At 56.3% G+C, this 25,475-nt stretch carries 18 protein-coding genes; 7 read left to right on the forward strand and 11 right to left on the reverse strand.

The window, feature by feature from the left end:
- Positions 1–103: 103 nt before the first annotated feature.
- The 3 genes from SH139x_RS16965 to SH139x_RS16975 all read left to right on the forward strand — a co-directional run bounded on the left by SH139x_RS16965 (position 104) and on the right by SH139x_RS16975 (position 4,033).
- Positions 104–1,357: a DUF2254 domain-containing protein gene (locus tag SH139x_RS16965; protein ID WP_488350961.1), complete on the forward strand. Its 1,254-nt coding sequence runs from the start codon at positions 104–106 to the stop codon at positions 1,355–1,357.
- 101 nt (positions 1,358–1,458) lie between these two features.
- Entirely contained in the window at positions 1,459–2,319 is an 861-nt protein-coding gene (locus tag SH139x_RS16970; RefSeq protein WP_488350962.1) for an alpha/beta fold hydrolase, read from the forward strand.
- A 601-nt stretch (positions 2,320–2,920) separates the two neighbouring features.
- Positions 2,921–4,033, forward strand: coding sequence for a hypothetical protein (locus SH139x_RS16975; protein WP_488350963.1), 1,113 nt, complete (start codon positions 2,921–2,923; stop codon positions 4,031–4,033).
- 49 nt (positions 4,034–4,082) lie between these two features.
- Here SH139x_RS16975 and SH139x_RS16980 read toward each other — a convergent pair whose 3' ends face one another.
- From SH139x_RS16980 to SH139x_RS16990, 3 genes are all read right to left on the reverse strand, one after another.
- Positions 4,083–4,973 (reverse strand): LysR family transcriptional regulator, encoded by an 891-nt coding sequence (locus tag SH139x_RS16980; RefSeq protein WP_488356039.1) that lies wholly within the window; start codon positions 4,971–4,973, stop codon positions 4,083–4,085.
- 140 nt (positions 4,974–5,113) lie between these two features.
- Positions 5,114–5,992, reverse strand: a complete 879-nt coding sequence (locus tag SH139x_RS16985) for a hypothetical protein (protein ID WP_488350964.1) — start codon at positions 5,990–5,992, stop codon at positions 5,114–5,116.
- A gap of 98 nt (positions 5,993–6,090) precedes the next feature.
- Entirely contained in the window at positions 6,091–10,296 is a 4,206-nt protein-coding gene (locus SH139x_RS16990; RefSeq protein WP_488350965.1) for a hypothetical protein, read from the reverse strand.
- Positions 10,297–10,300: 4 nt separating this feature from the next.
- Here SH139x_RS16990 and SH139x_RS16995 point away from each other — a divergent pair, with 4 nt between their 5' ends.
- The 3 genes from SH139x_RS16995 to SH139x_RS17005 all read left to right on the forward strand — a co-directional run bounded on the left by SH139x_RS16995 (position 10,301) and on the right by SH139x_RS17005 (position 14,318).
- Positions 10,301–10,495 (forward strand): hypothetical protein, encoded by a 195-nt coding sequence (locus SH139x_RS16995; protein WP_488350966.1) that lies wholly within the window; start codon positions 10,301–10,303, stop codon positions 10,493–10,495.
- Positions 10,496–10,839: 344 nt separating this feature from the next.
- Complete coding sequence (locus SH139x_RS17000) at positions 10,840–13,353, forward strand: PAS domain S-box protein (protein WP_488350967.1); 2,514 nt, start codon at positions 10,840–10,842, stop codon at positions 13,351–13,353.
- Positions 13,354–13,481: 128 nt separating this feature from the next.
- Complete coding sequence (locus tag SH139x_RS17005) at positions 13,482–14,318, forward strand: sugar phosphate isomerase/epimerase family protein (protein ID WP_488350968.1); 837 nt, start codon at positions 13,482–13,484, stop codon at positions 14,316–14,318.
- Between the two features lie 21 nt (positions 14,319–14,339).
- Here the strand turns inward: SH139x_RS17005 and SH139x_RS17010 are convergent, their stop codons facing one another.
- The 5 genes from SH139x_RS17010 to SH139x_RS17030 all read right to left on the reverse strand — a co-directional run bounded on the left by SH139x_RS17010 (position 14,340) and on the right by SH139x_RS17030 (position 19,088).
- Positions 14,340–15,212: a class I SAM-dependent methyltransferase gene (locus SH139x_RS17010; RefSeq protein WP_488350969.1), complete on the reverse strand. Its 873-nt coding sequence runs from the start codon at positions 15,210–15,212 to the stop codon at positions 14,340–14,342.
- Positions 15,209–15,619 carry a Minf_1886 family protein gene (locus tag SH139x_RS17015; RefSeq protein ID WP_488350970.1) on the reverse strand — a complete coding sequence of 137 codons (411 nt, stop codon included), beginning with the start codon at positions 15,617–15,619 and terminating at the stop codon, positions 15,209–15,211. The genes SH139x_RS17010 and SH139x_RS17015 overlap by 4 nt, the downstream gene beginning before the upstream one ends.
- Positions 15,620–15,638: 19 nt before the next feature.
- A complete protein-coding gene (locus tag SH139x_RS17020) occupies positions 15,639–16,541 on the reverse strand; it encodes a PSP1 domain-containing protein (RefSeq protein ID WP_488350971.1) in 903 nt (300 codons plus the stop codon).
- A gap of 225 nt (positions 16,542–16,766) precedes the next feature.
- The gene (locus SH139x_RS17025) at positions 16,767–17,846 is read right to left on the reverse strand and encodes a WD40 repeat domain-containing protein (RefSeq protein ID WP_488350972.1); all 1,080 of its coding nucleotides are present in this window, start codon (positions 17,844–17,846) and stop codon (positions 16,767–16,769) included.
- A 111-nt stretch (positions 17,847–17,957) separates the two neighbouring features.
- The gene (locus SH139x_RS17030; RefSeq protein ID WP_488350973.1) at positions 17,958–19,088 is read right to left on the reverse strand and encodes a prenyltransferase/squalene oxidase repeat-containing protein; all 1,131 of its coding nucleotides are present in this window, start codon (positions 19,086–19,088) and stop codon (positions 17,958–17,960) included.
- Positions 19,089–19,479: 391 nt separating this feature from the next.
- Between SH139x_RS17030 and SH139x_RS17035 the strand changes: the two genes are divergently transcribed.
- Positions 19,480–19,956 (forward strand): hypothetical protein, encoded by a 477-nt coding sequence (locus tag SH139x_RS17035; protein ID WP_488350974.1) that lies wholly within the window; start codon positions 19,480–19,482, stop codon positions 19,954–19,956.
- Between the two features lie 234 nt (positions 19,957–20,190).
- On the opposite strand, the gene SH139x_RS17040 is transcribed toward SH139x_RS17035, so the two are convergent.
- From SH139x_RS17040 to SH139x_RS17050, 3 genes are all read right to left on the reverse strand, one after another.
- A complete protein-coding gene (locus SH139x_RS17040) occupies positions 20,191–21,087 on the reverse strand; it encodes a hypothetical protein (protein ID WP_488350975.1) in 897 nt (298 codons plus the stop codon).
- 175 nt (positions 21,088–21,262) lie between these two features.
- Positions 21,263–23,668, reverse strand: coding sequence for an assimilatory sulfite reductase (NADPH) hemoprotein subunit (locus SH139x_RS17045; RefSeq protein ID WP_488350976.1), 2,406 nt, complete (start codon positions 23,666–23,668; stop codon positions 21,263–21,265).
- Between the two features lie 12 nt (positions 23,669–23,680).
- Complete coding sequence (locus tag SH139x_RS17050; RefSeq protein ID WP_488350977.1) at positions 23,681–25,468, reverse strand: aspartate kinase; 1,788 nt, start codon at positions 25,466–25,468, stop codon at positions 23,681–23,683.
- Positions 25,469–25,475 lie beyond the last annotated feature (7 nt).

A 25,475-nucleotide genomic window follows, 5' to 3' on the forward strand; every position in this document is an offset into this window, starting at 1 on the left:
ACGGCTTCACCAAAGTTTCACGACTGCCAGCAGCCCAAAGCCCCAGCCACCCATTTCGTTAAGCAACCCACCTGCACACCATCCGAATAGGTTTAAGCACGCCGTGCGATCCTACATCCAACAAGTTGTCTATCGTGTCCAAGGCAGTTACTGGTTTATTCCCTCACTCATGGTAATCGCCGCTATTATCTTGTCGCAACTCGCCATCTGGATTGACCATCGATATGGCAACGCGTGGCTGAAAGAAATGTGGCTTATCGCGCTCAATCAGCCAGACGGAGCACGCGCCATCTTGGCGACAGTCGCCGGCTCGATGATCACGGTGGCTGGCGTCACGTTCTCGCTAACCACGCTCGCGGTCTCCCACGCCAGCAGCCAATTTGGCCCTCGGTTGCTGGACAATTTTATGCATGATCGCGGAAATCAAATCACGTTAGGAACGTTCGTCGCCACCTTCATCTATTGTTTGCTGGTCTTGAGAGTCGTCCGCGGCGAGGATGTTGTCGCCATGGATGGCTTAGCTGTCAGCGTTTTCGTCCCACAATTGTCCCTGTTCCTAGCACTTGTCTTAACAATGGGTAGCGTGGTGGTGCTCATTTACTTCATCCACCACGTACCGAACAGTATTCATATTACCAGCTTATTACAACGGCTAGCGACCGATATGCGAAATTACCTTGACAAACTTTTTCCTGAAGAGTTGGGGACCGGAGCAACCGCGCCGGAATTAGCTTTGCAAGTTACTTTTCAAGCTGAACATTCTATCTACTCGATCTCTCACGGGTACATTCAAGGCATCGATGAAGTCGAGCTGATTGAGTTCGCTCAAGAGCGCGGCGTCATGATTCAGCTATTGCGGCGACCGGGTGATTTCGTCCGCCAGGGTGAATGCATCGCCGAAATCAGCAACTGTGATGAATGGAAAGAAAAGGATGCCAGCAGGGTTCACCGCAGCGTCACCATCGGATTTGGTCGCACACCCACTCAAGATGCTTTTTATGTGCTCAACGAATTCATCGAAGTGGCTGTTCGCGCTTTGTCACCAGGTGTGAATGATCCATTCACAGCCATGCAGTGTATCGATTGGCTATCTGCAGGAATTGTTCAGCTTTCCAAAAAGGAGCTACCTAATCGCTATCGGGCCGACTCGGAGGGCGAAGTGCGAATCATCACCGCTGAGATCACATACAAGCAGTTTGTGGATGCCATGCTGTGGCAACTCGTTCCCTACGTGAAAACCGACGTAAATACGCTCGAATATATGCGTACGTCGCTTGCGCGGACAATCGACATCTCGGAGCGTGCGGAACTGAACAGTTTAATCTCCGACGTGATGCGAGAGCTGAAACATGCTTAAGAATTACAGTTGCTTTACACTCGAGTATCGAGCCGGTATTTTGTCTACTTGTGAAATCAAATTGCAACGGACTATCGAGCCTGCGAGGTGGTGAGTAACCAATGGATGAAATCTTTTTACCCCTCGGCACTCGGCAACTTTGTCTGGCGAGATCATCGCGGCAAGCTCCACCAGTATTGATGCTGCACGGAGTAACGCGTCGTTGGCAAAGTTTCCTGCCTCTGTGGTCCTCATTGGCAATGCGTTGGGGACTCGGTGCGCTCGATTTCCGCGGTCACGGCCAATCCGACAACGTTAGCGGCGGTTACCATGTCTGTAACTATGTCGAGGATGTGATTGCGGTACTGGATGCAGAATATGAGAATCCGGTGGTGCTTTATGGGCATTCGCTGGGAGCGATGACGGCCGCGGCGACTGCGGCTCAACTTGGTGATCGCGTATCCGCCTTGGTGCTCGAGGACCCACCATTCCACACGATGGGAGAGCGGATCAGCCAATCATCGCTATTGGGTTTCTTCCAGGCTATGCAGGAGTTGGCGGGGGATCCCCGCAGTGCAAGTTGCTTGGCGGCCTTGCTGGCTGATACGCACCTACGCGACCCTCGCACCGGAGCAACAACTCGACTCGGTGACACACGTGACGCCGTATCACTGCGATTTACGGCCAGCTGCCTAAAAAAACTGGACCCTGTCGTGTTGTCTGCAATTGTCGCGGGGGAATGGCTAAACGGTTATGATACCGAGTCCATATGCCGAAAAATCACTTGTCCCGTGCTGGTGCTGCAGGCTGATCCTCAAACCGGAGGCATGTTGACGGATCAGGACGCAAATGAAGTGGATGGTTGGTTAGCCGATTCAGTGCGTGTCAAATTCAATGGCTCAGGACATCTGATTCATTGGGCTCAAACCGACAAGTTGCTAAATTGCGTTCACGGTTTTTTGGAATCAGTGCAAATGCGTTAGTTCATCCCGATTCACAGCGGGCATCCGAGGCGGAATCGATGACGTAGGCGATGGACCCATTTTTGTCCACAAGGGTCAGCTAGGCGACGGCACGGGCGGGCAAGCCGTGCCCGCTGCATGCGTGCTGATGGAAGCTGCCACGCCACCTATGTTTAACATCGATGAGTTGCAGCGCCGGCGGTTTAATGGATTGAGTCTTCCATCGCACGCCGGTGGCCGGTCCATCCGCCGTTGGCCAGCTGGCAGTTAGTCACCTACAGGGTTGACCACCGAAGTCTAAAGTTTTGATGGTACGCTGCTTGCAATCAAGCTTGACGACATTAGTTGTCTTGTCGTTACAGAGCGTCCACAATGAACATTTTGAACAAGCGCGGGTACGAGATTGCCGGCTGGGTTTGCCGTGGCGATCGCGGCATTTGGGCTGGCGATCGGTGGACTGTGGGAAATTTTGGTTGGTCTGTCGGGATACCGCAGGTCCAGGTCGTGTAAAATCCGCGTTAAGGTCCAGCAGCACGGACTGTGCGCCGACGGGGCTCAACGTTAGAACTGGATCGCTGAGGCCGTATTCGAAGAGCGTTTTTACAGTTTTGCGGAGTGAAATATGTGGGCCCGGTGGTTGATTGCGAGTCTCTCGATATGCTGGCTGCCGACGGCAGGGGGGCAAGAGGGGGCTGGCAATATCGAGGGAGGATTTGCTGAGAATCTGATACTCATCACGATTGACGGGCTTAGGCCTGAAGAGTTTTTTGGAGGTGCGGACCCAAGATTATTTCTGGAAGATTTGGGCGTCAAAGATCCTCAAAAATTGCAAGCCGAGTACTGCCGTGATACTCGCGAAGCTTCCCGCAAAGCGTTAATGCCTTTCTTATGGGAGACCATTGAGCAAGGGGGCTGGACAGCCGGCGATTGGACTCTGGACAGCAAAGTCCAAGTCACCAACGGTCATTATTTCTCCTACCCGGGATATAGCGAAATTCTGTGTGGGTTTGCCGATAACCGAATTGATTCTAATGATAAAAAATATAACCCCAACCAAACGTTTCTAGAGTGGCTGCATCGTCGTGAAGCGTTTTCAAATCGAGTCATGGCGTTCACATCATGGGACGTTTTCCCTTACATCATCAACGACCGACGCAGTGATATTCCAGTCAACGCGGGTTGGCAACCGTTGGAACTGGGCGAACCACAAGCGCTGGACGCTTATAACTACGTCGCCGATAATGTCTTCCACGAGTGGGAGGGCGTGCGTTATGACGCCTTCACCACCGCGGGCGCTTTACAGGCGATGCGAGCTAAACAGCCGCGGGTACTATTCGTTTCACTTGGTGAGCCCGACGATTGGGCGCACGCTGGGCGGTACGATCGCTATTTACTGACCGCCAAGCAAAATGACTATTTCATTCGTCAACTCTGGGAGCAGGCTGAGGCGATGCCCGCTTACGCCGGTAAGACGACCTTTCTAATCACCACCGACCACGGTCGCGGTGATGGTCGGGAGGGCTGGAAAAGCCACGGCACCAGCTACCCAGGTTCCGACCGGATTTGGGTGGTAGCCTTTGGAAAGGGGCTGTCCAGGCGGGGCATCGACCGCGGTGGAGATTACCAACAAGCGCAGGTGGCTGCCTCCGCAGCCGCATTCTTGGGGCTAGATTACACGCGAGCCAATCCCAAGGTCGCCAAACCACTTCCTTGTGCGCCCAGTCGCTCCAAATAATTCACGGTACGAGGCGGACTCGGTAATATCCTAGTGACCCCCGTAGAGCCTAATCGCACAACTCCGGCAGTTTGTCGATCAGCAAACCGCAGGATGGCGACACCCGCTGGGAATTCCAGACTGCCAACATTTCGATCATGGGCAGTTCTCCCTTGAGCGGGCGATAGCGCACATCGCTACGGGGAAAGCAGACCTGATACGACTGAGGAACGAGCGCGTGACCGATGCCAGCCGCCACCAACGCCAGCTCGGTGCGTTTGGAGGTCGCTTCTTGAATTATCTGAATATTGGCGCCGGCCCGCTGCAAACAGGCAAAAATATCATCATGTAATTCACGCCTAAGTTCCCGCGGCGCCATGATCATGGGAGCTTCGTCCAGCTCGGATAAGTGAATTTGTTTTTTGCCAGCCAACGGGTGTTTTGCGCAAACCGCCAACACGTAAGGCTCGCGCTGAATCAACTTGCTCTGCAAACCGTCCAGGTCGTGACGATAATGGCGGATGAAACCGATATCCAACTGGCCCGTCTCCAAACGGCGTAACTGCTCAGCCGTACGTTGCTCATGGAGCGTGACTTGAACTTCCGGATGGTCTGTCCGCATCTGTTGGATGATGGGCGGCAAGAAAGTGTCGAGTGCCGGGCTGACCGCTCCCACATGCAACTGCCCTAAAACCCCTTGACCATACTGACCGGCCGTCACTGCAAAGGAATCGATCAGCTCCAGAATCAACCGCGCCTCGGGAATCAATTGCTCGCCGGCAGCGGTCAGCTCAACAACCCGGCTGGTGCGGCGGAACAATTGCACGCCAAGTTGCGATTCCATGTTGCGGATTTGTTTGCTGAGTGGTGGCTGGGCGATACCAAGACGCTCAGCCGCTTGTCCAAAATGCAAGGTTTCAGCGACTGTCAGGAAATAACGCAATTGCCTCGTTTCGAGCATCAGCAATTAAGATCTCTTATATATGAATATTGGCCTTTGATATCCCAAAGATCTTAATTGGCCCAGGGGGTGCTCACAAGTCGGCGAACGAAAAAGCAGGAGCGATTACTGAGCGTTTGGGGCATTCGCGTGCAATCCGATTAGAGGGCGCGATTCCTTACATTTTGGTCGTCGGGTCGCGTTTTGTTTTCTTTTACTGACCTGAGGGACGCCAATTGATAGACGGCGGTCCGTGGTTGATAGGAGAGTCGCGCCTCCGGACCGGTGTGCCCGGCCAAGCGGACCATGCCGGCAAAGATGGAAACCGACTCGACAATCACTGGCTTGCGAACGTAGCTGGGGTGCTCGCTGGGGACTGTCACCAAGGCAACGCTGTCGCCATCTTCGTTATCATCCCAGCGAATCTGCAAGGCACTTCTCGCCGCTCGATTGCTTATATGGTTAATAAAGCGATCGAGTGGCAAAGGGAGTGCACCGGCTTTGAGATGATTGATCTTCACGGCCAACACGTTAGGTTCTGGAGTGAGTTGCGCGTGGACTTCGAAGGAGACAACCGTTTCAATGCGAGGATTCTTATAGCGTGCGGCGACCAGTACTTTACCGTCCCGAATTGCTACTCGAGGTTCTTCGACCCCAGCTGGCAATAGGCTGGCGAACTCCAATGGCAACTGGTGGATTAACCAAGCGTTGACCTGTTCTTCGGTAAAGGTCGCCTCCCAGCCGCCAAGTTGCCCGACTCGGTTTGCCAGTTCTTCGACTTCTGATTCGAGCTCACGGCTTTGCGCCGCAGAATTGTTTTCCGGCAGAGCGGTCGCTTGCAGGTAAAAATCGGGGACTTCTTGCGTCTTTTTCAGGGCCCAGTTGCCAGCTAGCGTTACGGCGAGGGCGACGAAAGCGGCGGAGACCAGCAGATACTTCAGCAGCGTCTTAAGCCTGAAGTGTCTTTTCGGGACCGCAGTGTGTGCGGGGGCTAATCCGTCAGAAGGGATGTCATGGCGATCAGATTGGGGGTCGTTCATTACACGGCCTTGTTTTCGTTCGCGACAAAGAATAGCTGACGAGTATGCAAAAAAATGACAAAGCTGAAAGTTTTTTGCCATCCGCTTGGGAGGCACGCCTAAAATCTTAAGGGACGGGGCAGCCACTGACGAATGCGTTCGCTCACAGTGGGGGCCTGCTGAGTCGTTGGATTTGCAGAGTTGCTATCGGCAGCCTGCTCCGCATCGCGTTGCAAAGTAGTATTCGTTTGCCCGGCGGGGTTCTGCGCATCTGACTCTTGGTCGAGCCAGCCGAGATAGTGCGTCCAGTGGGAGTCCAACAAATAACCTGCCGGTCCCAAATCACCATGACGCAATTTTTCGGCAGCCACGAAAGCGTGGCGTTGTAATTCTTCGCGTTCGCGTTGGGTGAAAAAAAAGTCGTAAAGACGCAAGTCATCAAGTGCTACGGAGCCGACCCCCGTGAGGTCGATAGCGACGCGAATTTCTTCCAAATCGCCCACCGGCAAGTGCGGGATTCGCAACCAGTAGGGCTGTTCACCCCAGCCGATCGCCGCCTCCGGCTGGATTTCCACGGCGTACCGCACTGGCTGACCACGCATCGTTCCTTCCACGGCTAACCTCAATTTAGGATTGCCGGACAGGGTTTTGGCGCGAATCGCAACTGCCATCCGCCCCGTCTCCGGCGCGGCAAAAGGCTTCGTTAGCAGCCAAGCTTTGGCGGCCTGAGGTTGTTCATTGCGCAGCACAACAGCTCGTTTGCCCTCCGCGGAATCGTCGCTGAATTGGATACAACCGGGTGGGTGTTGAGCCCGCAGCCAACCTTCAATATTCTCCGCCTGGCCGATTTCAAAACCGGCATTTTCAAGCGGTTGCATATCGCGTGGTCGGCCGAGCACCGCGATCTTCTTAGCAACCTTGTCGATTGCTTGGGCGACCAAGGGAATCATCCTCGTTTGCTCCACGAGACCAGCTCGCCAGTCAACAACACCCCGCGTTGGCCCATCCACTCGCAGGGCAATCAACTGTCCCGGCGCCAGTTCTCCGGCCCAAACTACAGACAAGCCTCGAAATTTGGCGACAGCTGGAGTGATCGGCTGCCCGGCGGATTCCTCAACATCATTGACCTGTCCCCAAGGCTGTGCAAAGCGTTCACCGATCACCCAACTTGAATTTTGACCAGCAGTGTCCGGCGCTCCCAACAGCTCGACGGGAGTACCGGCTGCCGCGTCCGACGCCAGTTCCAAACGGGCTACCCATGGCGACAAGTTGACGGCGTAGATCACCAAGGACTGACGGGTCAAATATTGTCGAACACGGACCACCGAAGCGGATGCGTTAGGACTGGGCAAATCATCAAAGGGGACGTCAGGCAGGGCGGCATAAGACTGCAACCAGGCTGCCGACGCTGCGTGCGGCTGTTCGGCGGCCTGCTGTTCGGCGGCCTGCTGCTCGGAGGGCTGCTGTTGAGGTTGGGATATAGCACCTGCATTTGCTGCCAGTTCGGTCCGCGTATCGCTGAGCATCGCGGTCCAACCGCCCACACTGATGATGCGCGGATCAAAGCTATCGAACAATCGCGCTAAGCGACGTTGAATGACCGCCCCGTCAGGTGCCGCTTGTGGGTACAGCGTTATCAGGCTGGAGCGCGTGCCCGTCTTGTCTGCGTTGCTAATAGCTGGATCATTGAGCTGCATTTCCAGCGGAGGCAGGAATAGCAAACCGCCGGCAGTGGCAGTGATCTTTTCGTCCTCCCGCGCACCTTGACTTCTCAGCGTATCATCCCAGGTGAAATCTTCATTCATCTTGGCGTCATCGATGCGGAGCGCTGGTTCCAGCAACCAACGATCACGCAACAAACGCATCGGGATCAAGTTGGGATCCGCGGCCAATTGCCGCCAATCGAGCCCTTGCGAGGTCGCCCCCACAGCGATACTCGACGCATCTTGCACCAAATAATCAGCGGTCAGCAAAATCAGTGGCCGGCCAGACGTCTGATTTGCCAGACTACTAAGAAACGCGGTCAATTCTGCCGCTCGCCAAACGGCAAATTGTTGACTTCCCTGTTGATCAATCCAATGATTTAACTCCACGTCAGTTGCTGGCAAAACAACATCCGGCTGGGAGAGCGAATAAGGATCATTGGGATTCGGTGTTGATTTAGTGCTACCCATCGCCTGGCGAAAACGTGTCAGGGTGACTGGATCACGTCCCCAAGCGGGCGTTGGTAGTTGTAAATAAGTTTGCGCCCCGGTCTGCAAGCCAACACCCGCGAAAGCCGAGTGATGTGCATAACGATCGACTAGTTCTTTGACCAATTTGGCGACTTCCGCCTGAACTTGCCGGTTGAGGATGTTGTAATAAGGTGCTAGGCCGTGATGAGGTAATTGTCCGGAAAGCAATTCGCGGCCGACGGAATCAGTCCAACTGATCCCCGCGGGTCGTTGTTGAGTGTCGCGCATCCACTGACGCTCCAGAGCGGGCAGGGGCGTGGACAATTCTAATGCCGGAATCAACCGCAACCCAGCGCGGTCGAACAAACGCATTAACAGTTCGAGCACATCTTTGCGGTTGGGATCGCGACCGTCCGAGAAAAATTTGCCCGTGTCATAACGGGGGGTGAAGAGTGCGAAATCAGAAGGATAGAGGGAACCTCCTTCACTGCAAACGTTCAGCACCGCAGCGTTTGCTCCCGAAGCCAGCACATGGTCGACCAGGCGATTGCCAGCTTGCAAGAACGTATTCCAATCATCCAACTCCACATCGGCTGCAGGGTCATTTGCCCGGGGTGCTGAGAAGGCATCGATCAGGAGAGGTTTATCAAGATAGATCGCGGCCATCCGCTGTGAAGAGTTGTGCGGAGGTCCACCAGCCAAACGGGCAGGTCCCGCCGCCACGCTGATCGACTCGATCCGCAACGGATGTTTGGGAGACTGATTATGGATCAACAACGTAGGATTGGTCACGCGAGGCCAAAACCACACGCGATGCTCACCCCACGGACTGGCCGGTGAGAGCGAACTGGAACCGGGGTCAATCGCCGCGGTGTCGATGCCCATCGGAGGCGAGCGATCAACGCGAGTGGGCTGGCGAATACTGACGATCATCCGCACGTCATGTTCGCGCCAATACCGAATCGTGAGCAGATGTGGTCGTCCCAAACTGGCGGTGGGGAGCGTTTGCGAGTAGGTCCCACGGCTGGCCAATTCGGCAACTTGTACCCCAGCAAACTCAGCATTCGTAAGTGGCACGTCGGCTACACCTGCGAACTGATTTCGGCTCAACAAGCTAGCTGGATTCAATGACATCAAAGTGGCATTCGCCGGCGTCCAAGATCGCAACGTCTCAAAGGGGGTTGGATCCGCAGGTGGTGGCGACTTTTCCAGTACCACAAACTGCACGCTGCGAGTGGCCAGCAACTCATCGGATGGCGCCAACACGGAGGGTGTGATGCTGAGCAACAAACGATTCGAAGTGGCCGCTTCGAGACGCAACTCCAACGAGTAGACACCTTCGGTCGAAGGGATGGTCAGCTGACCGCTGCCTAGCGAAGCGAACCGCCCAGCTCTCAACTGAGCTGCTTGCGTGTCGTCCACAGCGACTTCGTTCCTCCAGACGATTGCGCCCGTCGCGTCGTTGCGAATCAACATTCGCACAGCTAACGACTGCCGCGGAACGTTTGTCAATCCAGTTGCCGAGATGTGCCATGGAGCGGTCGCTTCTGCGTCAAACACCAAAGCGCTGCGATCACCCAACTCGGCTCGTAATCGATCGCCGTTGGGCCGCCCGATCCAAAGCCTCACGCCGGGAAGCAACTCTCGATCAATCGTGCCTGAAATCAACTCATCGAGAGCAAACTCATAATTCAACGGTTCCGCAAGCTCCCCGCCAGCGGCGAGCAGTTGATCTGCCGGGGTTACTTGCAACTGCAACCGCAAGCGACTGTCGCGAGGACCTTCGAATTGAAAGTCGACCCCCAAACGATCGCTGACCCCTCGCGGTTTAATCGCCATCTCGCGGCGATCTTCAGACACCCAGTAACTGCCCGTGCTGCCAGCATCCATGCCCAGATTTTCGGGTGCTGACAATGCACCGGAGGTTGCGGTCAGCTGGCCGGAGAACGCTCGCGGCGAATTGCAGATCAATTGCAATCGCAGACCAATTTTAAGCGCTGCAGGCGATGCCGGTGGCGTCGGCACCGGCGTTTCCGCAATTCTCGCGAAGGCGCCGGTCGCTGGTTTTTCAGCGTTAATGGTTCCTGCGTTGGCCGTTTGTGCGTTTGCCTGCCCGGACAATCGCTGCCCAAACGGAAGAGCGTCGCTCACGAGCATGCACAGCAACACGCCGAGCCAAACCCAAGGGATCGGCTTGACCTTCACCAGCGGTGGACGCGTTTGCCAGCTTGGCGAATTCCTGTGGGATCTGCGCGAAGCGTTCCCCACGCGCACGTTTCCGCGACTTGCGGCAACGAACGTCGGCAACGGACTTCCTTGTCCGGCCCTGGCCATACTGCTGCATCCGTGAAGAAGTGAGTACTTTAAAAATAATTTCGATTGCTCCGCTGCGGCCACCGTGCGAATCGTACCAAGCGGCGGGAGGCCACGTAAACCTTAAAAATTCTCACGGCTTTTCCGGTAAAAACTGACGCACCGCAAGTCGATGGCGATGCCGAGCAGCAGCCAAACAAGCCTCCCCGCCTTCCGTTTTGCCGATAATCGGGGTTGTTGTGATTGTTTATTGGCAAAAGTTTGGAAGCGATCAGGGTTTTTCCCTGACAGGCGAGTCTTGAGGGAGCTAGTTTTTGCGGTGGCGTAATCGAGCCTGGATTCCACTGGAGTTCCTTTTGGCAAATGAACTAGCAGGAAGTGATGAGCATAATCGCACTGGTCGTAACCACATTCTGCGTGGCATTATTGTTTGGGCGGTTTGTTTTCAGCACGGTGAAAATACCTGCCTTCAAAAATGCGCGCAACAGCGTGCTCTCCTGCCTGCCGCATGGCCCGGAAAATCAAATTTTGGCGGCCTTAGCACGCAAGACCAAATGTGCCATGGTGCTGACCGGTGCGGACCGCAAAATTGAGTGGGTCAACGAAGGCTACTGCGAACTCAGTGGATTTGCGGCAGACGAGGTAATTGGCCAGTCCCTGGAACAGTGGTTAATTTGCCAACAGGGTGATCCCGTATCAACGCAAGCGATTCGAGATGCGCTCTGCGAGGGAAAGACATTTCGTGGTCGAGTGCTGAATCACACCAAGTATGGGCGGAGATGTTGGTGTGATCTCGACGTCCAGCCGCAATTCGCTTCAAACGGCACGCTGCTGGGCTTCTTCGCCATCGAAGTCGATATTACCGAAGCCGTCTCGGCTCGCCAAAATGCCGAATCGATGCTGCGCGAGACCCGCGCGTTGCGGGATACTATGAACGAGCATACCCTCTTCTCAATCGCCAATCGCGCGGGAAAAATTGTCGATGTGAACGATGGTTTTTGTCGTGTGAGCGGCTACTCCAAAGCGGAGTTAATCGGGAAAGACCACCGAATTCTCAACTCTGGACACCACAACAAAGAGTTTTGGGTCAAGGTCTGGAGGCAGATATCCAGTGGTAAACCTTGGCGGGGAGAAATTTGCAATCGCGCCAAAGATGGCACGCTGTACTGGGTCGATTCGACGATTGTACCGCAACTTGACCACGCTGGAGAATTTGAACGGTATGTCTCGCTGCGGTTTGACATTACACCGCAAAAGCAAGCTGAGCAACGACTCGATTTGGCTATTCGAGCGGCCGGCATCGGGATGTGGGACTGGGATATTCGCTCCAACCAAGTCTATTTCAATGATTCGTTTTTCACCATGTTAGGCTATGCTCCTGGTGAATTACCAATGACGTTAGACACCTGGAAGAATCTTTGCCATCCAGCTGACATCGAGAACATTTGGGGCAAGGTATGCCAATACTTGGCAGGTGAAATCGTCAGTTATTGCTACGAACATCGTTTGCGCACCAAGCGGGGTGATTATGTTTGGGTGCGAGACGCTGGCGAGATCGTGGAACGGGACAAACATGGCAATCCCACTCGCCTGATCGGCTTGCATATCGACATTGATACCGTGCACTCAGCTTTGGAATCAGCCCAGGCGGCCAGTTTGGCGAAAAGTGAATTCCTGGCCAACATGAGTCACGAGATTCGCACTCCCATGACGGCGATCATTGGTTACACCGATCTGCTGGTTGGTGACCATGACACCCGCAGCGACGAACAAAAGTCACTCGAAGCGCTCAACATCATTCGCGCCAACGCGGATCATCTACTCTCCGTGATTAATGACATTCTCGATATGTCAAAAATCGAGGCGGGCAGGATGACGCTGGAGCGGATTGCTATCAACCCACACGAACTGCTCGATCAAGTGGTCGCACTGTTGGAACCACGGGCGCGGGGTAAAGGCATTAAGCTGACGTTGCGTTATGACTCGCCACTACCCGAACGCATTGAAACCGATCCCACACGACTTCGCCAAGTTATCTTGAACCTTGTCGGCAACGCCATCAAGTTTACCGAAATCGGCAGCGTCACGATTGCCGCTTGCTTTCAACCGGAATCGCATCGCTTGCAGGTTCGCGTGATTGACACCGGGATTGGCATGACACCGGAACAAGTCGGCGCGATTGCCGAGTTCAACGCTTTCTCCCAAGCCGACACTTCAATGACGCGGCGGTTTGGCGGGACCGGTTTGGGGCTGCGGATCTCCAACGCGTTGGCCAAGATTCTGGGCGGTGAACTAACCATTGAGTCCAAATATGGTCAGGGCAGCACCTTTGTGGTCTCGATCACGACTGGCGACCTACCCGATGTGCCCTTGATTTCCATGCTCGAGACACCCGCCCAGAAACGCCCCGCCGTCGCCAATCCCCAGCAAAATGGTTCGGAACAGACTCCACAGCCGCTGGCGGGCGTCAAGATCCTGCTGGCGGAAGACGGCCCCGACAACCAACGTCTCGTGTCATTCCTGTTGAGAAAAGCGGGCGCCATCGTGACGGTCGCCGAAAACGGGCGGATCGCTGCGGAAACGATCGAAGCGGCCAGCGAGGAACAACGCCCACAGATTATCTTAATGGATATGCAAATGCCCGAACTGGATGGTTATAAAGCGACTCAACGCTTGAGAAACTTTGGTGTCGAGCAACCCATTATCGCGCTCACCGCGCACGCCATGGCGGGGGATCGGCAAAAATGTATCGATGCCGGTTGCGATGATTACATGACCAAGCCGCTCGATCGCAAACACTTAATCGAAACCTGCACCCAATATGCCATCCGGGATGTCAATCGGGACGCCAACCGGGACAGCCAGGACACTTGCCAAGGCACCGGCAGCCAGTAAGCTTGAGCGGGTGAGAAAACCAACCACCCCCAATTGGTCCCGCCGTCATGAATGCTAGCTCGCAACAGGCTGTCCGCTTATCTGCTTTTCCCAAGTGCTACTTGGACGCCATCTCCCACGAAAAATCAATGTCCGTGGAACAATGGATCGAGGAGGCGCGGGGGCTCGATTGTGACGGCCTGGAAATGTATGAGGGATTTATTTGGCATCCGGAAGACGATAGCTACGTCAAAGGGATCGGCGCGCGAATTCAACAAGCTGGATTTGCCATGCCGATGCTTTGCTGCTCACCCGATTTCACCAATCCCGATCCGGCCGCTCGCAAGCGTGCGATTGAATATCAATTGCAGATGATTCGCATCGCGGCCACTTTGGGCGGCCCAGGAGTGGTTTGCCGCGTGCTCAGCGGGCAACGTTATCCGGAGGTTGAACGCGGGCAAGGCCTGAGCTGGGTCACCGAATGCATCAACGCTTGCCTGCCCACCGCTCGTCAACAGGGCGTTATCCTAGGCATCGAAAATCATTATAAGGACGGGCACTGGAAGTATCCCGAATTCGCTCAAAAAATGGATGTCTTTCTGGAGTTGCTCGCGGGGATCGAGGAAACGGAATACTTTGGCGTCCAGTATGACCCATCCAACGCAATCGTGGCTGGGGATGATCCACTGGAACTGCTTGAAGCGGTCAAGCATCGCGTGGTTAGCATGCACGCCAGCGATCGTTATTTGGAGCCGGGCCATACCCTGGACGAACTGCGGCAGACCGATGGTACGCTCGGCTACAGCCCCTTCCTAAACCACGGCGTGGTCGGGAAGGGACTTAACGATTATGACCAGATTTTCTCAATCCTCTCCGGGGCCAACTATCGCGGTTGGGTCAGCATCGAAGATGGCATGAACGGGATGGATGAGATGGCCCAATCGTTGGCATTTCTACGCGAGAAAATCAAACAACACTGGGGTTGAGCAAGCGGCTGGAAAGATAATCTACTCGCCAAATATCCAAGCTTGCGGTTCGATCGCCGGCAGTGGGCTGTCGTCGCGAGCGAAGAACATCAAATGCTGCATCGGCAAACCATTGAATTCTCGCACCAACTTAAAGCCGTTCGCCTGATACTCCTTCATGATCTGGTCCTTGCTCATCTTGTGCAAAGGCTTGATCTGAACGGTCGGATCCTCTTCGCGATATTCCAACAGCGCCACCACGCCGGTTGGTTTCAAAGAACGGCGAATCCAATACAGCATCGATTGGGGATGTGAGAATTCATGATAGACATCAGCCAAAAAGACCATGTCTAATTCATTCGCTGGCAGGTTGGGATTTGCAATCTCGCCCTGCACCGGTTTCACACCATCCACCCGCGCGCGGGCCGCACGCGCCGCCAGCATCTGCAACATCTCCGGCTGAATATCCACGGCAAACACCAAACCGCGGGGCGCGACTTGGCGAGCAAAACGCAGCGTGTAATAGCCGTTTCCGCAGCCCATATCGCAAACCAATTGGCCAGGCTCAAGCTCTAACTGCTTCATGACCAAGTCAGTCGCTTCCTCCCGTTTGCGACTGTCGCGGATCAACCAGCCAGCCCCCAAGTGCGACATGTACTGGGCTACCCGGCGACCGAGATAAGTCTCACGAGCCTCCTCCTCTGGCGGTGGACCATCGTCACGCTCTGACTCAGCTGCGGTCGCCTTGGCGTCAGCCGCGGCGGGCGGTTGGACGGTGCCGGGCGTTTGGGCTGGCAGCGGCCGAGCGGGCAAGCACACCAGCAAGCCACAGCAGACAAGTAACGCGGCTCGGGCGGGCCAGAGGGACACCGCGCGAGCGGGCGTGGGGAAGAGGGTGGGAGCAGAGCAATTCATGAGGCTTCTTCGGGAGCGAGCAACTCGAATTTAGGTTCGAAGGCATCGGCAAATGAATAAACATTGTCGAAGTCCTCGCGGCGATCCGCCGCACTTTTTCGCATGTGTTCAATCTCAATCAAATTGTAAACAACGTCACCAAAGTCACTGGTCGACGTCAAACCCCAGCTGGCCAACACCAGTGGAGCCAAGTAGCCAAACTGCTCGAGCGCGTGCAACCGGCAAGCCTCACAGAGCTGTTGGCCAGTTAAATGCCGCGCATCTTCGTCATCAGGATCTGGCATCGACTCCGCCGTCATCACCCGATGGGCGAACGCCAGAGCATCGCGAACAAACACGTAGGCTTCGAGTTTGAAGCGTTGATCACGTTTGAGGAGTTGGTTCATCGCACGTTGAGCAGCGTTCATCTTCCGTTCTCTGAGGAGGTCATTGGCCAGACTTCTTCTTCCCGCCCTGCTTGGTCCCGCCGCGACTAATCACGCTCAGGACTTCGCTGGAGGCGATCAGTATACGCCGATTGTCTTCGGTTTGAACCAACAATTGTTGAGACAAAATTTCTTGTTGTAAAACCGTCACAGGCCCACCTTCAGTAACCACGCGTGAGCCTGGTGAGGGTAGTTCGCGACGCAATTCTTCGTACGTGTCGAATTCATATCTTAAACAACATTTCAGCCGACCACAGCGACCCGAAATTTTTGCCGGATCTAAGGTGGCTTTTTGTAACTTGGCCATTTTCATCGATACAGGCGGCATCTTCGACAAATGCGTGTTGCAGCAGACCGGTTTGCCACAATCGCCGTAATCGGCCAGCAGTTTCGCTTCGTCACGAACACCGATCTGACGCATTTCCACTCGCGTTTGCAACGCCGCAGCCAATTGACGTACCAGCTGCCGAAAATCGACCCGTTCTTCGGCCAAATAATAGACAACCACTCGCTCACCACCAAACAACCGCTCAATGTCGACCAACTGCATCCGCAAGCCCAAGGCGGTAATCTGCTGCTGACATTTGGTGAAATCGTCACCACTCACTGCGGTGAGACGATCCAATTCCGCCTGGTCCTGGTCGCTCAGCGGCCGCAGAATCGCACCCGACGGAGGCTCCTCTAATTGCGCAATCGCCTGCTCAGTCGCCAAGCACAAAACTTCTCCCACTTCCGCACCCCGTGGAGTCCGGCAAATCACCCGAGCGGAGTAGGAAAAATCTTGTTTTGCATCCAACACGCAGAGTAGCCGCATCACACCGCAGCGGACGATATATCGCCGCAAGCGATTGGTATCGGTAACCTCGGGCGGCGGGGGGGATTCCGCCGATGGACTGTCTGTCATCCGTTTCTCAAGTTTTCAGGAGATCTCAAGTGTTCTGGAGACCGCTACGCAATAAACCGAAGCAATAAACCGAAGCAATAAACTGGGAGCACAAAATCCCGGGAGCATCAGCACCTGTCCGATATCCAACATGCACCCCACCCAACCTGCACCGCCGCTGCATTGACACGCCCCGCATTGCTCAACGGTTGGTGCGTAAGCATATGGGGCCTCCAACTCGGCCGGTCATTCCGAACTTGTCTCAGCTGCTTCATCCAAATAGGTCACTGTCCAAGCACGTCCTAAACCGGCAATCGCATGCTTTCGCGTTGCCGCCAACAGACTTCCCGAACCGGGCATCAACAACGCCCAAACTCCGCTGGGCAATTCCGCAGCCAATTGAGGCTCGCCACCTTGCGCGGAGAGGGTCATGATTTGCCCAGTCAAGGTAGCTAAGATGATTTCGCCCGACTCTTTGTCGACCGCCAAGGCCGAAATCCAGTCTCCGGTTGTCGCCAGCACTTCCGCCTCGGCCCCCTCAGCCAAGCCGACTCGCCACAGCTTTTGATCTGCCCCACCAGCGATCAGGTGATTGCCATCGGCGGAAAAACTAACTCCCCAAATCGCCTGCTCACCTAACTCAATCGTCCGCTGACTGGCCAACTCGGGCCAGGAAACCAAATGCAAATGCCCGGCGCCATCGGCCGCCACCAACTGGTCTCCCGCGGGTGAAAACGCGAGCGCATAAATCTGCTGCGCGTCGAGTTCAAGGGTCTTGGCGACGGCACCTTTTTCCAGCGACCAGACAAACAGCTTGCCGACTTCGTTACCCGCGACAATCTGCTCACCCGCTGGATCGAATTTCAAACAGCGAGCCCATTTTTCCAACGCGCCCTCATGCATGACCAATTCACCAGCGGCCCGGTCATAGACAGCCAAGTTACCTTGATAGTCGCTGCTGATGATCCGCTGGGCGTCACCTGCCACCGCCCAGACGCTGGAGGGATGCTGATAGAGCGGCTTGCCGCTGGCCAGAGAGCCCAGGGCAAACTCGACCACTGAGGCTTCGCGGTAAAGCAACCCTTCGGCAGTCGCGGCCACAGCGCCAGCATCTCCCAGCGGCGCGAGCGCGGTGACCCACTGGGCCGGCCAGCCCGCTGCGTTACTCGGTTCCTGATCGGCAGCAGCCGCTTGCTGATCGGCAGCAGCCGGTTGCTGGTCGGCTGGGGTTTCGCCGTCATCAGCCGCCCGCAAGCGGGGCTGAAGTGTCAGCAGCAGACTGGCGATCAAACAGACTACGGGAGCAATGCGAAGATGTCGTTGCATGGAAAGCCACCTGGGATTCTAGGATTCAGAGCTAGCAACGAGGCCGCAGCCTCGATTAACTACGAATTCTAACTGGTCTCCCAGGTGGCTGTCGAATCGTCGACAAAAAAGCTACTTTTCTGGTTGGCAATAAGCGAGCGCTAGCAACGCGTAGCCGGTCACCAACGAGCGGTCACCCTCCAACCAACGCGGATTTTCTTGATTCACAAAGGAACCATCAGCCGCTTGTTGGCTGGCCAGCCGGTTAAATAAATCTTCCCGCCAGTTGTGCGAGGTTCCCGCGTCATCTGTCAAAACGTCGATTTCCGCGGCTGCGAGCGCTTTGGCGAAGGTGTGGTAATAGTAGTAAAGCCCCGCCGCCCCCATGCCGGGGTTTTCTTCCAAGCTGTAGTGGTTGCGAATGAAATTCAAAGCCGCAACGACTCGAGGATCATCTTTCTCCACCCCGGCATACAGCATGCTTTTCAGCCCGGCGTAAGTCATCGAGCCATAGCTGCGGAGCCCGCCATCGACGGTCTTACCCGCTTGACTCTCCCCACCCGCCGCCGGGGTGTAGTAAAAGCCACCATCATTTACTTTTGCCGCGTGTGGCGTGTCGTTAGCGGCCGACTCCAAGTTCTGGGTACGGCTGACGAACAGCAGCGCTTTCTGAATTGCTTCGTCCTCCGGACCTCTGCCAAGTTGATGCAGGGCTTCCATCATGAACGCGGTGTTGGACAAATCGGGTCGCTTGTGCCGTCCGTATCCGGCGCCACCGTAAGCCGGATCACTCGACTCCAGCCCTTCGCCCTGATCCCACTGGATACCTTTGACGAATTTCTCTGCGGCTACCAAAATTTCGTCATATTTGCCGTTGCGATTTGCAATTTGCAACGCGCTCATGGCCAGGCACGTTTCGTAGTTGCGATGCGTGGAACCCTCAGCGTAAATGCCGCCATCGCTCCGCACGTTGGATTTCAGGAAAGCGAGCGCCTTCTGGATGGCCGGATTGTCGATCGTCGCCGGTCGGTGCTCAAGCACGGCTCGCACACCGAGACTGGTGATCCCCGTGCCAGACTGCCCGCTCAAAGCGCCTTCACCCGCTTCAGCTTGGCCACGCAAATAGAGAATCGCCCCATCGACGACTTTCCGATAGCGTGCTTCGGTGACAGGCTCGGCTGCTACCGCTGCGGGGAAACCAACTGCACACGACGTAACGACGATTGCTAACGCGAACAACGTCGACCTGAATGTGGACTCCATAACGACTGATTTACCTATTTAGGGGACTACAACTGGACCAGATTCAGCGGATCGGAAACCACAGGACACAACGGCAAATGCCACAATGACTGTTGGCTCTGGAATGGAAGCGGATCACCCAGCGGATTACCGAGCGAAAACCAAACCCATTCCATCTTATCCCACCGCAAACCAGTGGACAGATAGCGACGGAATTTTCGCCTCGTGGCGATCATTTCGGCACAATTTCACCAGCGGGCCATTCCCACAATCGCTGCATTCGTTAGATCCGCTGTAGTTCGAGTTAATCTTCGTAAACTACTCAAACCGGCAAGTTGATTCCGATGTATGAGTACCAGCTCGCCCCGGCCGCACCGGGTCAGCATCGTTCCCCCAGCGCCCCGACGCCATCATGTCCGGACAAAGTTTCCCCCCTACTTTCTTGACGGACTCGCCTCAGGAAGCCGAATTGCCGCTGGGACGCCAACAACGCATCGATACACCGCATCCGCTGCGTAGCGCCGGCAAACGGTCCTTGCAGCAGCTTCCGGTAGCGCTGGCAGCTGGGAGCGATCGGCCCGCTGTCAATCCACCGATCGCGGGAGAGCAAGCCAGCGAACGCGATGAACAATTAGCTTGGGCCGACAGCCTGCTGCGATTACATGCCGCGGACCTCATCTCACAGCTGCAGCACTGGGGGGCGGAGGTCGACGCGCGGGAAAGCCAACTGAATGCCCGCGACGCGCTAGCCGATCTGCGGGAGCGGCAATTCCGCCATTGGCAAAAATCGCAACAACAACAGATCGAAGAGTCGAAGCGGCGAGCCGAGAGCGAAGAACAAGCGCTGCGGGCAACTTTGCGCCGCGCCGCCGCCGCGGCGGCCGTCTGAGCTGAGTCGGTTAAGCTCGTGCTCGTGCTCGATACCCCGACACCGAGTCCAAGTACCATTTCATTAAGTACGAGTTGGCAGCCTGGGTTGCCACGCGGCATAGTTTCTTACAAGCAATTTACGCCGATTAGGTTACTCGACCCCAACTCAGCGCACAAAAAAAGCGTCGGATGCAATGTTCTGCACCCAACGCTTTCGTGATTCTAACGATGCTCTAAGTTGCTAATTCAGCAATCAGTTCTCGGCGTACTTGTCATTCTCTTTGCTGGCTTCATCGGCGAGCCGAGCGGCTTCCGAAGCGACGACCATTGCTTGACGCAACTCAATGGGCGAAAAGAAAGGAATGTTGCCGGTATACTTGCTGACAACGCGATTCTTCAGAGCCAAATCGGTCCAACCCATGTTGTCGGTGTAGTGCCATGCGGCTGCTTGTGCCACGTTTTGCGTGACGCGCCCGTGTGACAACAAACGGCAAATCTGAGCAACTCGCGGATCGGCTGAAATCACTTCCAGGGGAACGATTTGGTAAGCCATTTTCGGACGCGGATCTGGCTTGCCATGCTCGAGGCAAACCGTGGCAACCTTCAGCTTGCGGGTTTTCTGAGGTGCGACACGCATCATCATGCCGCCGCCGCCCATGCCACCCATACCGCCCATGCCGCCGCCACCCATCATGCCACCGCCACCCATGCCACCCATGCCGCCGCCGCCCATGCCACCGCCCATCCCTTGACCGCCCATGCCACCCATGCCACCCATACCGCCACCGCCCATGCCACCCATACCGCCCATGCCGCCGCCGCCCATCATGCCGCCACCGCCCATGCCGCCGCCCATCATTTGCGGATTGACATTCACGGCGCCAAAGGTCTCAGGCAGACGCAAGATGACATCTTTGTCGCTGAGATTTTTGAAAATCACATTTGCGTTGGTAGCGTCTTTGGGGATGAACTTGACATCGACAGTGCCGTCACGCATCGCTGCGAATAGATCGACCGACGCCTCCAGTTGCACATCGTCGGCTTTGACGCCGTCAGCTTTTTCGTCAGCACGAACTGTGGCCGGTGCCGCGGCGAACGCGGCCAACATCGCGAGCGCGATACTTGTGCGGAAAAACATTGTAAATTTCATCGTGTGTGGACCCCTCTGGTGCCTCGTTCCGTTCCGTCGTGACTGGAACGCCCAGCCAACGACTACAAAATAAAAAGGAGCCGAGCGAAGATTCGTCTTTGCTAAACCTAACCGCATCACAATGCGATTGCGGTTTCCCCTAGGAATTGCAGACCCTACCTCCGTTACAGCCTCCTTAGAATACACACTTTGTTGGCCGCGGCCAAGGAAATTTCGCGAATCCCGCCGAGGTTTCAAGCCACTGCTTGACCCATACCAGCGGGGGATCACTCTCCGGGGCTCGCGACCTGAGCAGAAATCGATCAATCCACCGCATTTGTTCTAGCAACTGTTGCGGACTATCGACATTCAACAGCGGAATGCCCATTCGCACTCCGCTACCACCAAAAAATATGCGAAATTCCCCAGTTCGCTCGGCAACCACCCCCATCGCGACCGACAACGGGTGTGAACATCCGTTTGCACAACCGCTGACCGCGACGGTCAATGGCGACTCCACCGAAAGACTAGTCAAACGGCGAATTTCCCCTGCCAACTGATCCGCAACTTCGTACCAAAGTCCATAATCACGTTCCGCCGCCGCGACCGCCAGCGGACAAGTTGGCAAGGCCACGCAGGTTAGCACTCGCAAATTAGCGGTCTCCCGCGGAAAATGCCGTCGCAACCAAGCTTCCGCGGTGACTCGCCCGGCCGCCGAAATATCACCAATCACCAACGTGTGCTGTGGCCCGATCCGCAGCCACTGCCCCAGCTCGACAAGCTCCTGCCAAACTGCCAACGCTGGCAAGCCCTGACCGCTCGCATCACCCAACCGCCCAGTCGGCACCGGCAGGACCAAAGTCCATCGAGCGGCACCCGAAGCATGCCAACCGACATGCGACTGACAGTCTGCAGGCAACGCGGCAGGCAACGCGACGGTGAAATCGTGCGCGGTTGCGGGTCCAAGCAGCTCCCCCACTGCTTCGCGTAACCGGGCAATTCCCAACCGCTGGACCAAGTACTTCAAGCGACGCTGGGGTCGCGGTCCGTCGGCGATTAATCGTTGATGCAAGTCCATCAAGCGAGTCACCAACTGGGCAACCCGCTCATATCGCACCCTGCCCAAGTGAACCGCCAACTGCGGGTACGAACCCACGCGACCGGGACGATAAGCGGTCGAACCTCCCACGTAACAGTCAACCCAGACCTGATCGTGATGCGGGTCTTGCCCCTTATTCTGCTCTTCCCACTGGTCAACGCCGACAACGAGTCCCAAGTCATTGTTGAGTACGTTCACACAATTGTCGTCTCGGGTGGCAACGGCAATCTTCCACTTGTGCGGCAGGTAACCGGCAGGATAGGCGGAATCCACTGACGATGCCACTGACGAGTCAACAGCCTGCGAGTCAGTAGTTATCGAGTTACCAGGCGTTGAGTCAGCTGCCGGGGAGTCGAGCGAGTAGTCCAGCCAGGCAGCTTGAGGCAGAAATTTTCGCGCCAAATCACTGGCTAACTCGCGGGCTTTGAGAGCCGCGATCGATCGCGGCTGCAGCGGACAGCAAGTCACGTTTCTCAGCGTGTTGCCGCAGCTGCCGCGCGAAGTGAGTGCCACGGCGGCGAGTTCCGCAAGCAAATCGCCCGCCCGCCCCCAAGCGACACCATGAAACTGCAACCCCTGCCGCATGGTCAGCCGCAGCGTGCCATCTCCAAACCTCTCCGCCAATCCCACCAAACGAGCGAACTGGCCGCTGGTCAGCGCTCCGCCGGTGGTCTTAACGCGAACCATCCAACGCCGCGCCGCGCTGGAACTGGTCCCACCGGCATGGACGCCTCCAGAAATGCCTCCGCTGGAAATACTCCCACTGCGATCGAGCTCGTTGCGATCCAGCTCGGGGCTTTGCGGCAGCGGTCGCAGCTTTTGGGCGTACGCACCCAACAGCCCCAGGGTCCGGCGATATCGACGAGCCATCCGCAGCGTTTCGCTGGTTGCCGGCTGGCTCAGCAAGCCACTTATGCTGCCGATAGCGTCCACTACATGATCTTCAACCGATAAGGCACTGACCGCCGCCGGCAGCGAAGCTGGCAGCGAAGCCGGCGATGAATCTGGAAGCGATGGCGATTCAGCAACCACAGCTTGCGCGGGCAGCCATTGAATTCGTGACAAGCCGAACTCGGCCGCCAAGTGAGCAGCCAACGGACCCAAAGCGGCAGCGGCTGTTCCCACGAACTGGATGAGTCCCACGGCCCGGTCTAGAGAAACGTCGGTATCGACAACGATCACGGGGGCCGAGCTAGCTGCGGCAGCACGTCGTAAAGCGACCGCCAGTTCGCGTGCTCGAGCCGCTTGAACTTGATCCTCTCGACCGCTGACTCGCAATAATTCGCCACGCAAAACTGGTGCCGAATTTGCAGCAACGTCCTGGGCGGAGCGAGTTGCCGTCGACTCAGCCAGCGGTTGGTGTTCGCTGAGCACTTGCCCCAGCCAACGGCCCTCGGCATTTTGCACGACGACATCCTGGCCACGTTGGCAGTCGACGCCGTGAATCGTGCCAAACCAATCGATCCGCTGCAGATGGCCATAACGGACGAGGCAACGTTTCACGGCGACGATACCTTATTGCAGCGACTCAGCGAAAGCCTGCTTGAGGGCATTGAGACCAGCTTGCGCGTGCGCCGAAGCGATGACCGCGTTGACTTGTAATTCGCTGGTGTTGATCATCAAGACATTGATGCCGACTTCCGCCAACGCGCGAAACATCACGGTACCGACGCTGGTGTGGCTCCGCAGTCCGATCCCACTGACGGTCAACTTGGCGATCTTTTCAGTCCCGCTGTAATCATCCAACCCATGCTTTTGCGCGAGTTGCTCGGCGACCGCCAAACAATCAGCCAACTCCTTTTCTTTGACCGTCAAACTGATGCTGGTGCGATCATCTTTGCCATCGATGCCTTGCACAATCATATCGACAAAGATGCCCGCTTGGCCGATTGCGTCGAACATGTCGGCGGCGAAACCAGGTTGATCCGGCACGCCTCGCAGCGTGACCAGCGCTTGATCATCCACCATCGCGATGCCGGTCAAAGTCAGTTCTTCCAGGGCATCATCGCGAAGTCGTGAGACGAGCGTCGCCATGTCAGTCCGTTCCACGCGTTCGGCGCGGATCTGTTCCCACGATTTGGCGTCGTCAGGTTTTTGTTCGAGGGCGAATTGGCCGTGCACGATCCGCAGGGCGTTTTGAGCCGCATCGCGGGCCACCATCGCGGAGATCTTAATTTCGCTGGTCGTAATCATCTGCAGATTGACCCCCGCATCGGCCAACGCCCGGAACATGCGGTGGGCGACGCCGGTTTGCCGCGCCATGCCCAACCCGACGACGGAAACTTTGGAGACGTTGTCGTCATGGGTAATGCGTTCCACGCCGATGGTGCCGGCCGCTTCGCGGAGCGCTTCGAGAGTTGCTTTTAATTCTTCGACGGGCACGCTGAAGGAAATATCAGCCCGACCCGCTTGGCCGACGTTTTGGACAATCATGTCGACGGCAATTTTGCGAGCCGCGATCCGCGAAAAGATCTCCAGACTGGTCCCCGGCACATCGGGCACGCCGTGGACCGTCACCCGCGCTTCATCACGTGTCAACGTGGCACCCGAAACCGGCGCTGTCTCGCTCTCCGGTTCATCGACAATCATGGTCCCCTCGGTGTCCGAAAAGCTGCTGCGGACATGAATCGGCACGCGAAATTTCTTAGCGAACTCGATCGAGCGACTATGCATGACGCCGGCGCCCAGGCTCGCCAGCTCCAGCATCTCATCGTAACTAATCACGTCGACTCGCCGCGCCTCGGGCAAGATGCGAGGGTCGGTGGTGTAAACACCATCGACATCGGTGTAGATCTCACAGGCGTCGGCCCGCAGCACCGCGGCCAGGGCAACAGCCGTGGTGTCGCTGCCGCCCCGTCCCAGGGTGGTGATATTTAAATCCTCGTCGATCCCCTGAAAACCGGCGGCGATGACAATGTTGCCGGCGTTGAGCAACCGTTCAATCCGCTCAGTGCTGATCGATTGAATCCGCGCCTTGGTAAAAGTGTTGTCGGTACGAATACCGATCTGGCCGCCGGTGAGACTGACGGCGCTGCTCCCCAAGGCATCGATCGCCATCGCCACCAACGCGACGCTGACCTGTTCTCCGGTCGAAACCAACATATCCAGCTCGCGAGCCGGTGGGCGCTCGTTGATTTGATTCGCCAAATCCAGCAAACGATCGGTATTTTTACCCATCGCGCTGACCACCATCACCACTTTATGGCCTCGCTGCTGGGCGCGAATCGCTTTGCGAGCAGCCGCGCGAATTTTTTCCGCATCGGCAACGCTGGTGCCACCAAACTTTTGAACAATTAAGGACATGCCTAGA

The organism is Kothea flammea (assembly GCF_052161645.1).
Taxonomy (GTDB): Bacteria; Planctomycetota; Planctomycetia; order Pirellulales; family Pirellulaceae; genus Laterigemmans.

Excerpts from the sequence above, each read along its gene's own strand:
- SH139x_RS16970 (WP_488350962.1), top strand. The coding sequence starts at position 1,459 with ATGGATGAAATCTTTTTACCCCTCGGCACTCGGCAACTTTGTCTGGCG.
- SH139x_RS16975 (WP_488350963.1), top strand. The coding sequence starts at position 2,921 with ATGTGGGCCCGGTGGTTGATTGCGAGTCTCTCGATATGCTGGCTGCCG.
- SH139x_RS16980 (WP_488356039.1), bottom strand. The coding sequence starts at position 4,973 with ATGCTCGAAACGAGGCAATTGCGTTATTTCCTGACAGTCGCTGAAACC.
- SH139x_RS16985 (WP_488350964.1), bottom strand. The coding sequence starts at position 5,992 with ATGAACGACCCCCAATCTGATCGCCATGACATCCCTTCTGACGGATTA.
- SH139x_RS16995 (WP_488350966.1), top strand. The coding sequence starts at position 10,301 with ATGCACAGCAACACGCCGAGCCAAACCCAAGGGATCGGCTTGACCTTC.
- SH139x_RS17000 (WP_488350967.1), top strand. The coding sequence starts at position 10,840 with ATGAGCATAATCGCACTGGTCGTAACCACATTCTGCGTGGCATTATTG.
- SH139x_RS17005 (WP_488350968.1), top strand. The coding sequence starts at position 13,482 with ATGTCCGTGGAACAATGGATCGAGGAGGCGCGGGGGCTCGATTGTGAC.
- SH139x_RS17010 (WP_488350969.1), bottom strand. The coding sequence starts at position 15,212 with ATGAATTGCTCTGCTCCCACCCTCTTCCCCACGCCCGCTCGCGCGGTG.
- SH139x_RS17015 (WP_488350970.1), bottom strand. The coding sequence starts at position 15,619 with ATGAACGCTGCTCAACGTGCGATGAACCAACTCCTCAAACGTGATCAA.
- SH139x_RS17020 (WP_488350971.1), bottom strand. The coding sequence starts at position 16,541 with ATGACAGACAGTCCATCGGCGGAATCCCCCCCGCCGCCCGAGGTTACC.
- SH139x_RS17025 (WP_488350972.1), bottom strand. The coding sequence starts at position 17,846 with ATGCAACGACATCTTCGCATTGCTCCCGTAGTCTGTTTGATCGCCAGT.
- SH139x_RS17030 (WP_488350973.1), bottom strand. The coding sequence starts at position 19,088 with ATGGAGTCCACATTCAGGTCGACGTTGTTCGCGTTAGCAATCGTCGTT.
- SH139x_RS17035 (WP_488350974.1), top strand. The coding sequence starts at position 19,480 with ATGTCCGGACAAAGTTTCCCCCCTACTTTCTTGACGGACTCGCCTCAG.
- SH139x_RS17040 (WP_488350975.1), bottom strand. The coding sequence starts at position 21,087 with ATGAAATTTACAATGTTTTTCCGCACAAGTATCGCGCTCGCGATGTTG.
- SH139x_RS17050 (WP_488350977.1), bottom strand. The coding sequence starts at position 25,468 with ATGTCCTTAATTGTTCAAAAGTTTGGTGGCACCAGCGTTGCCGATGCG.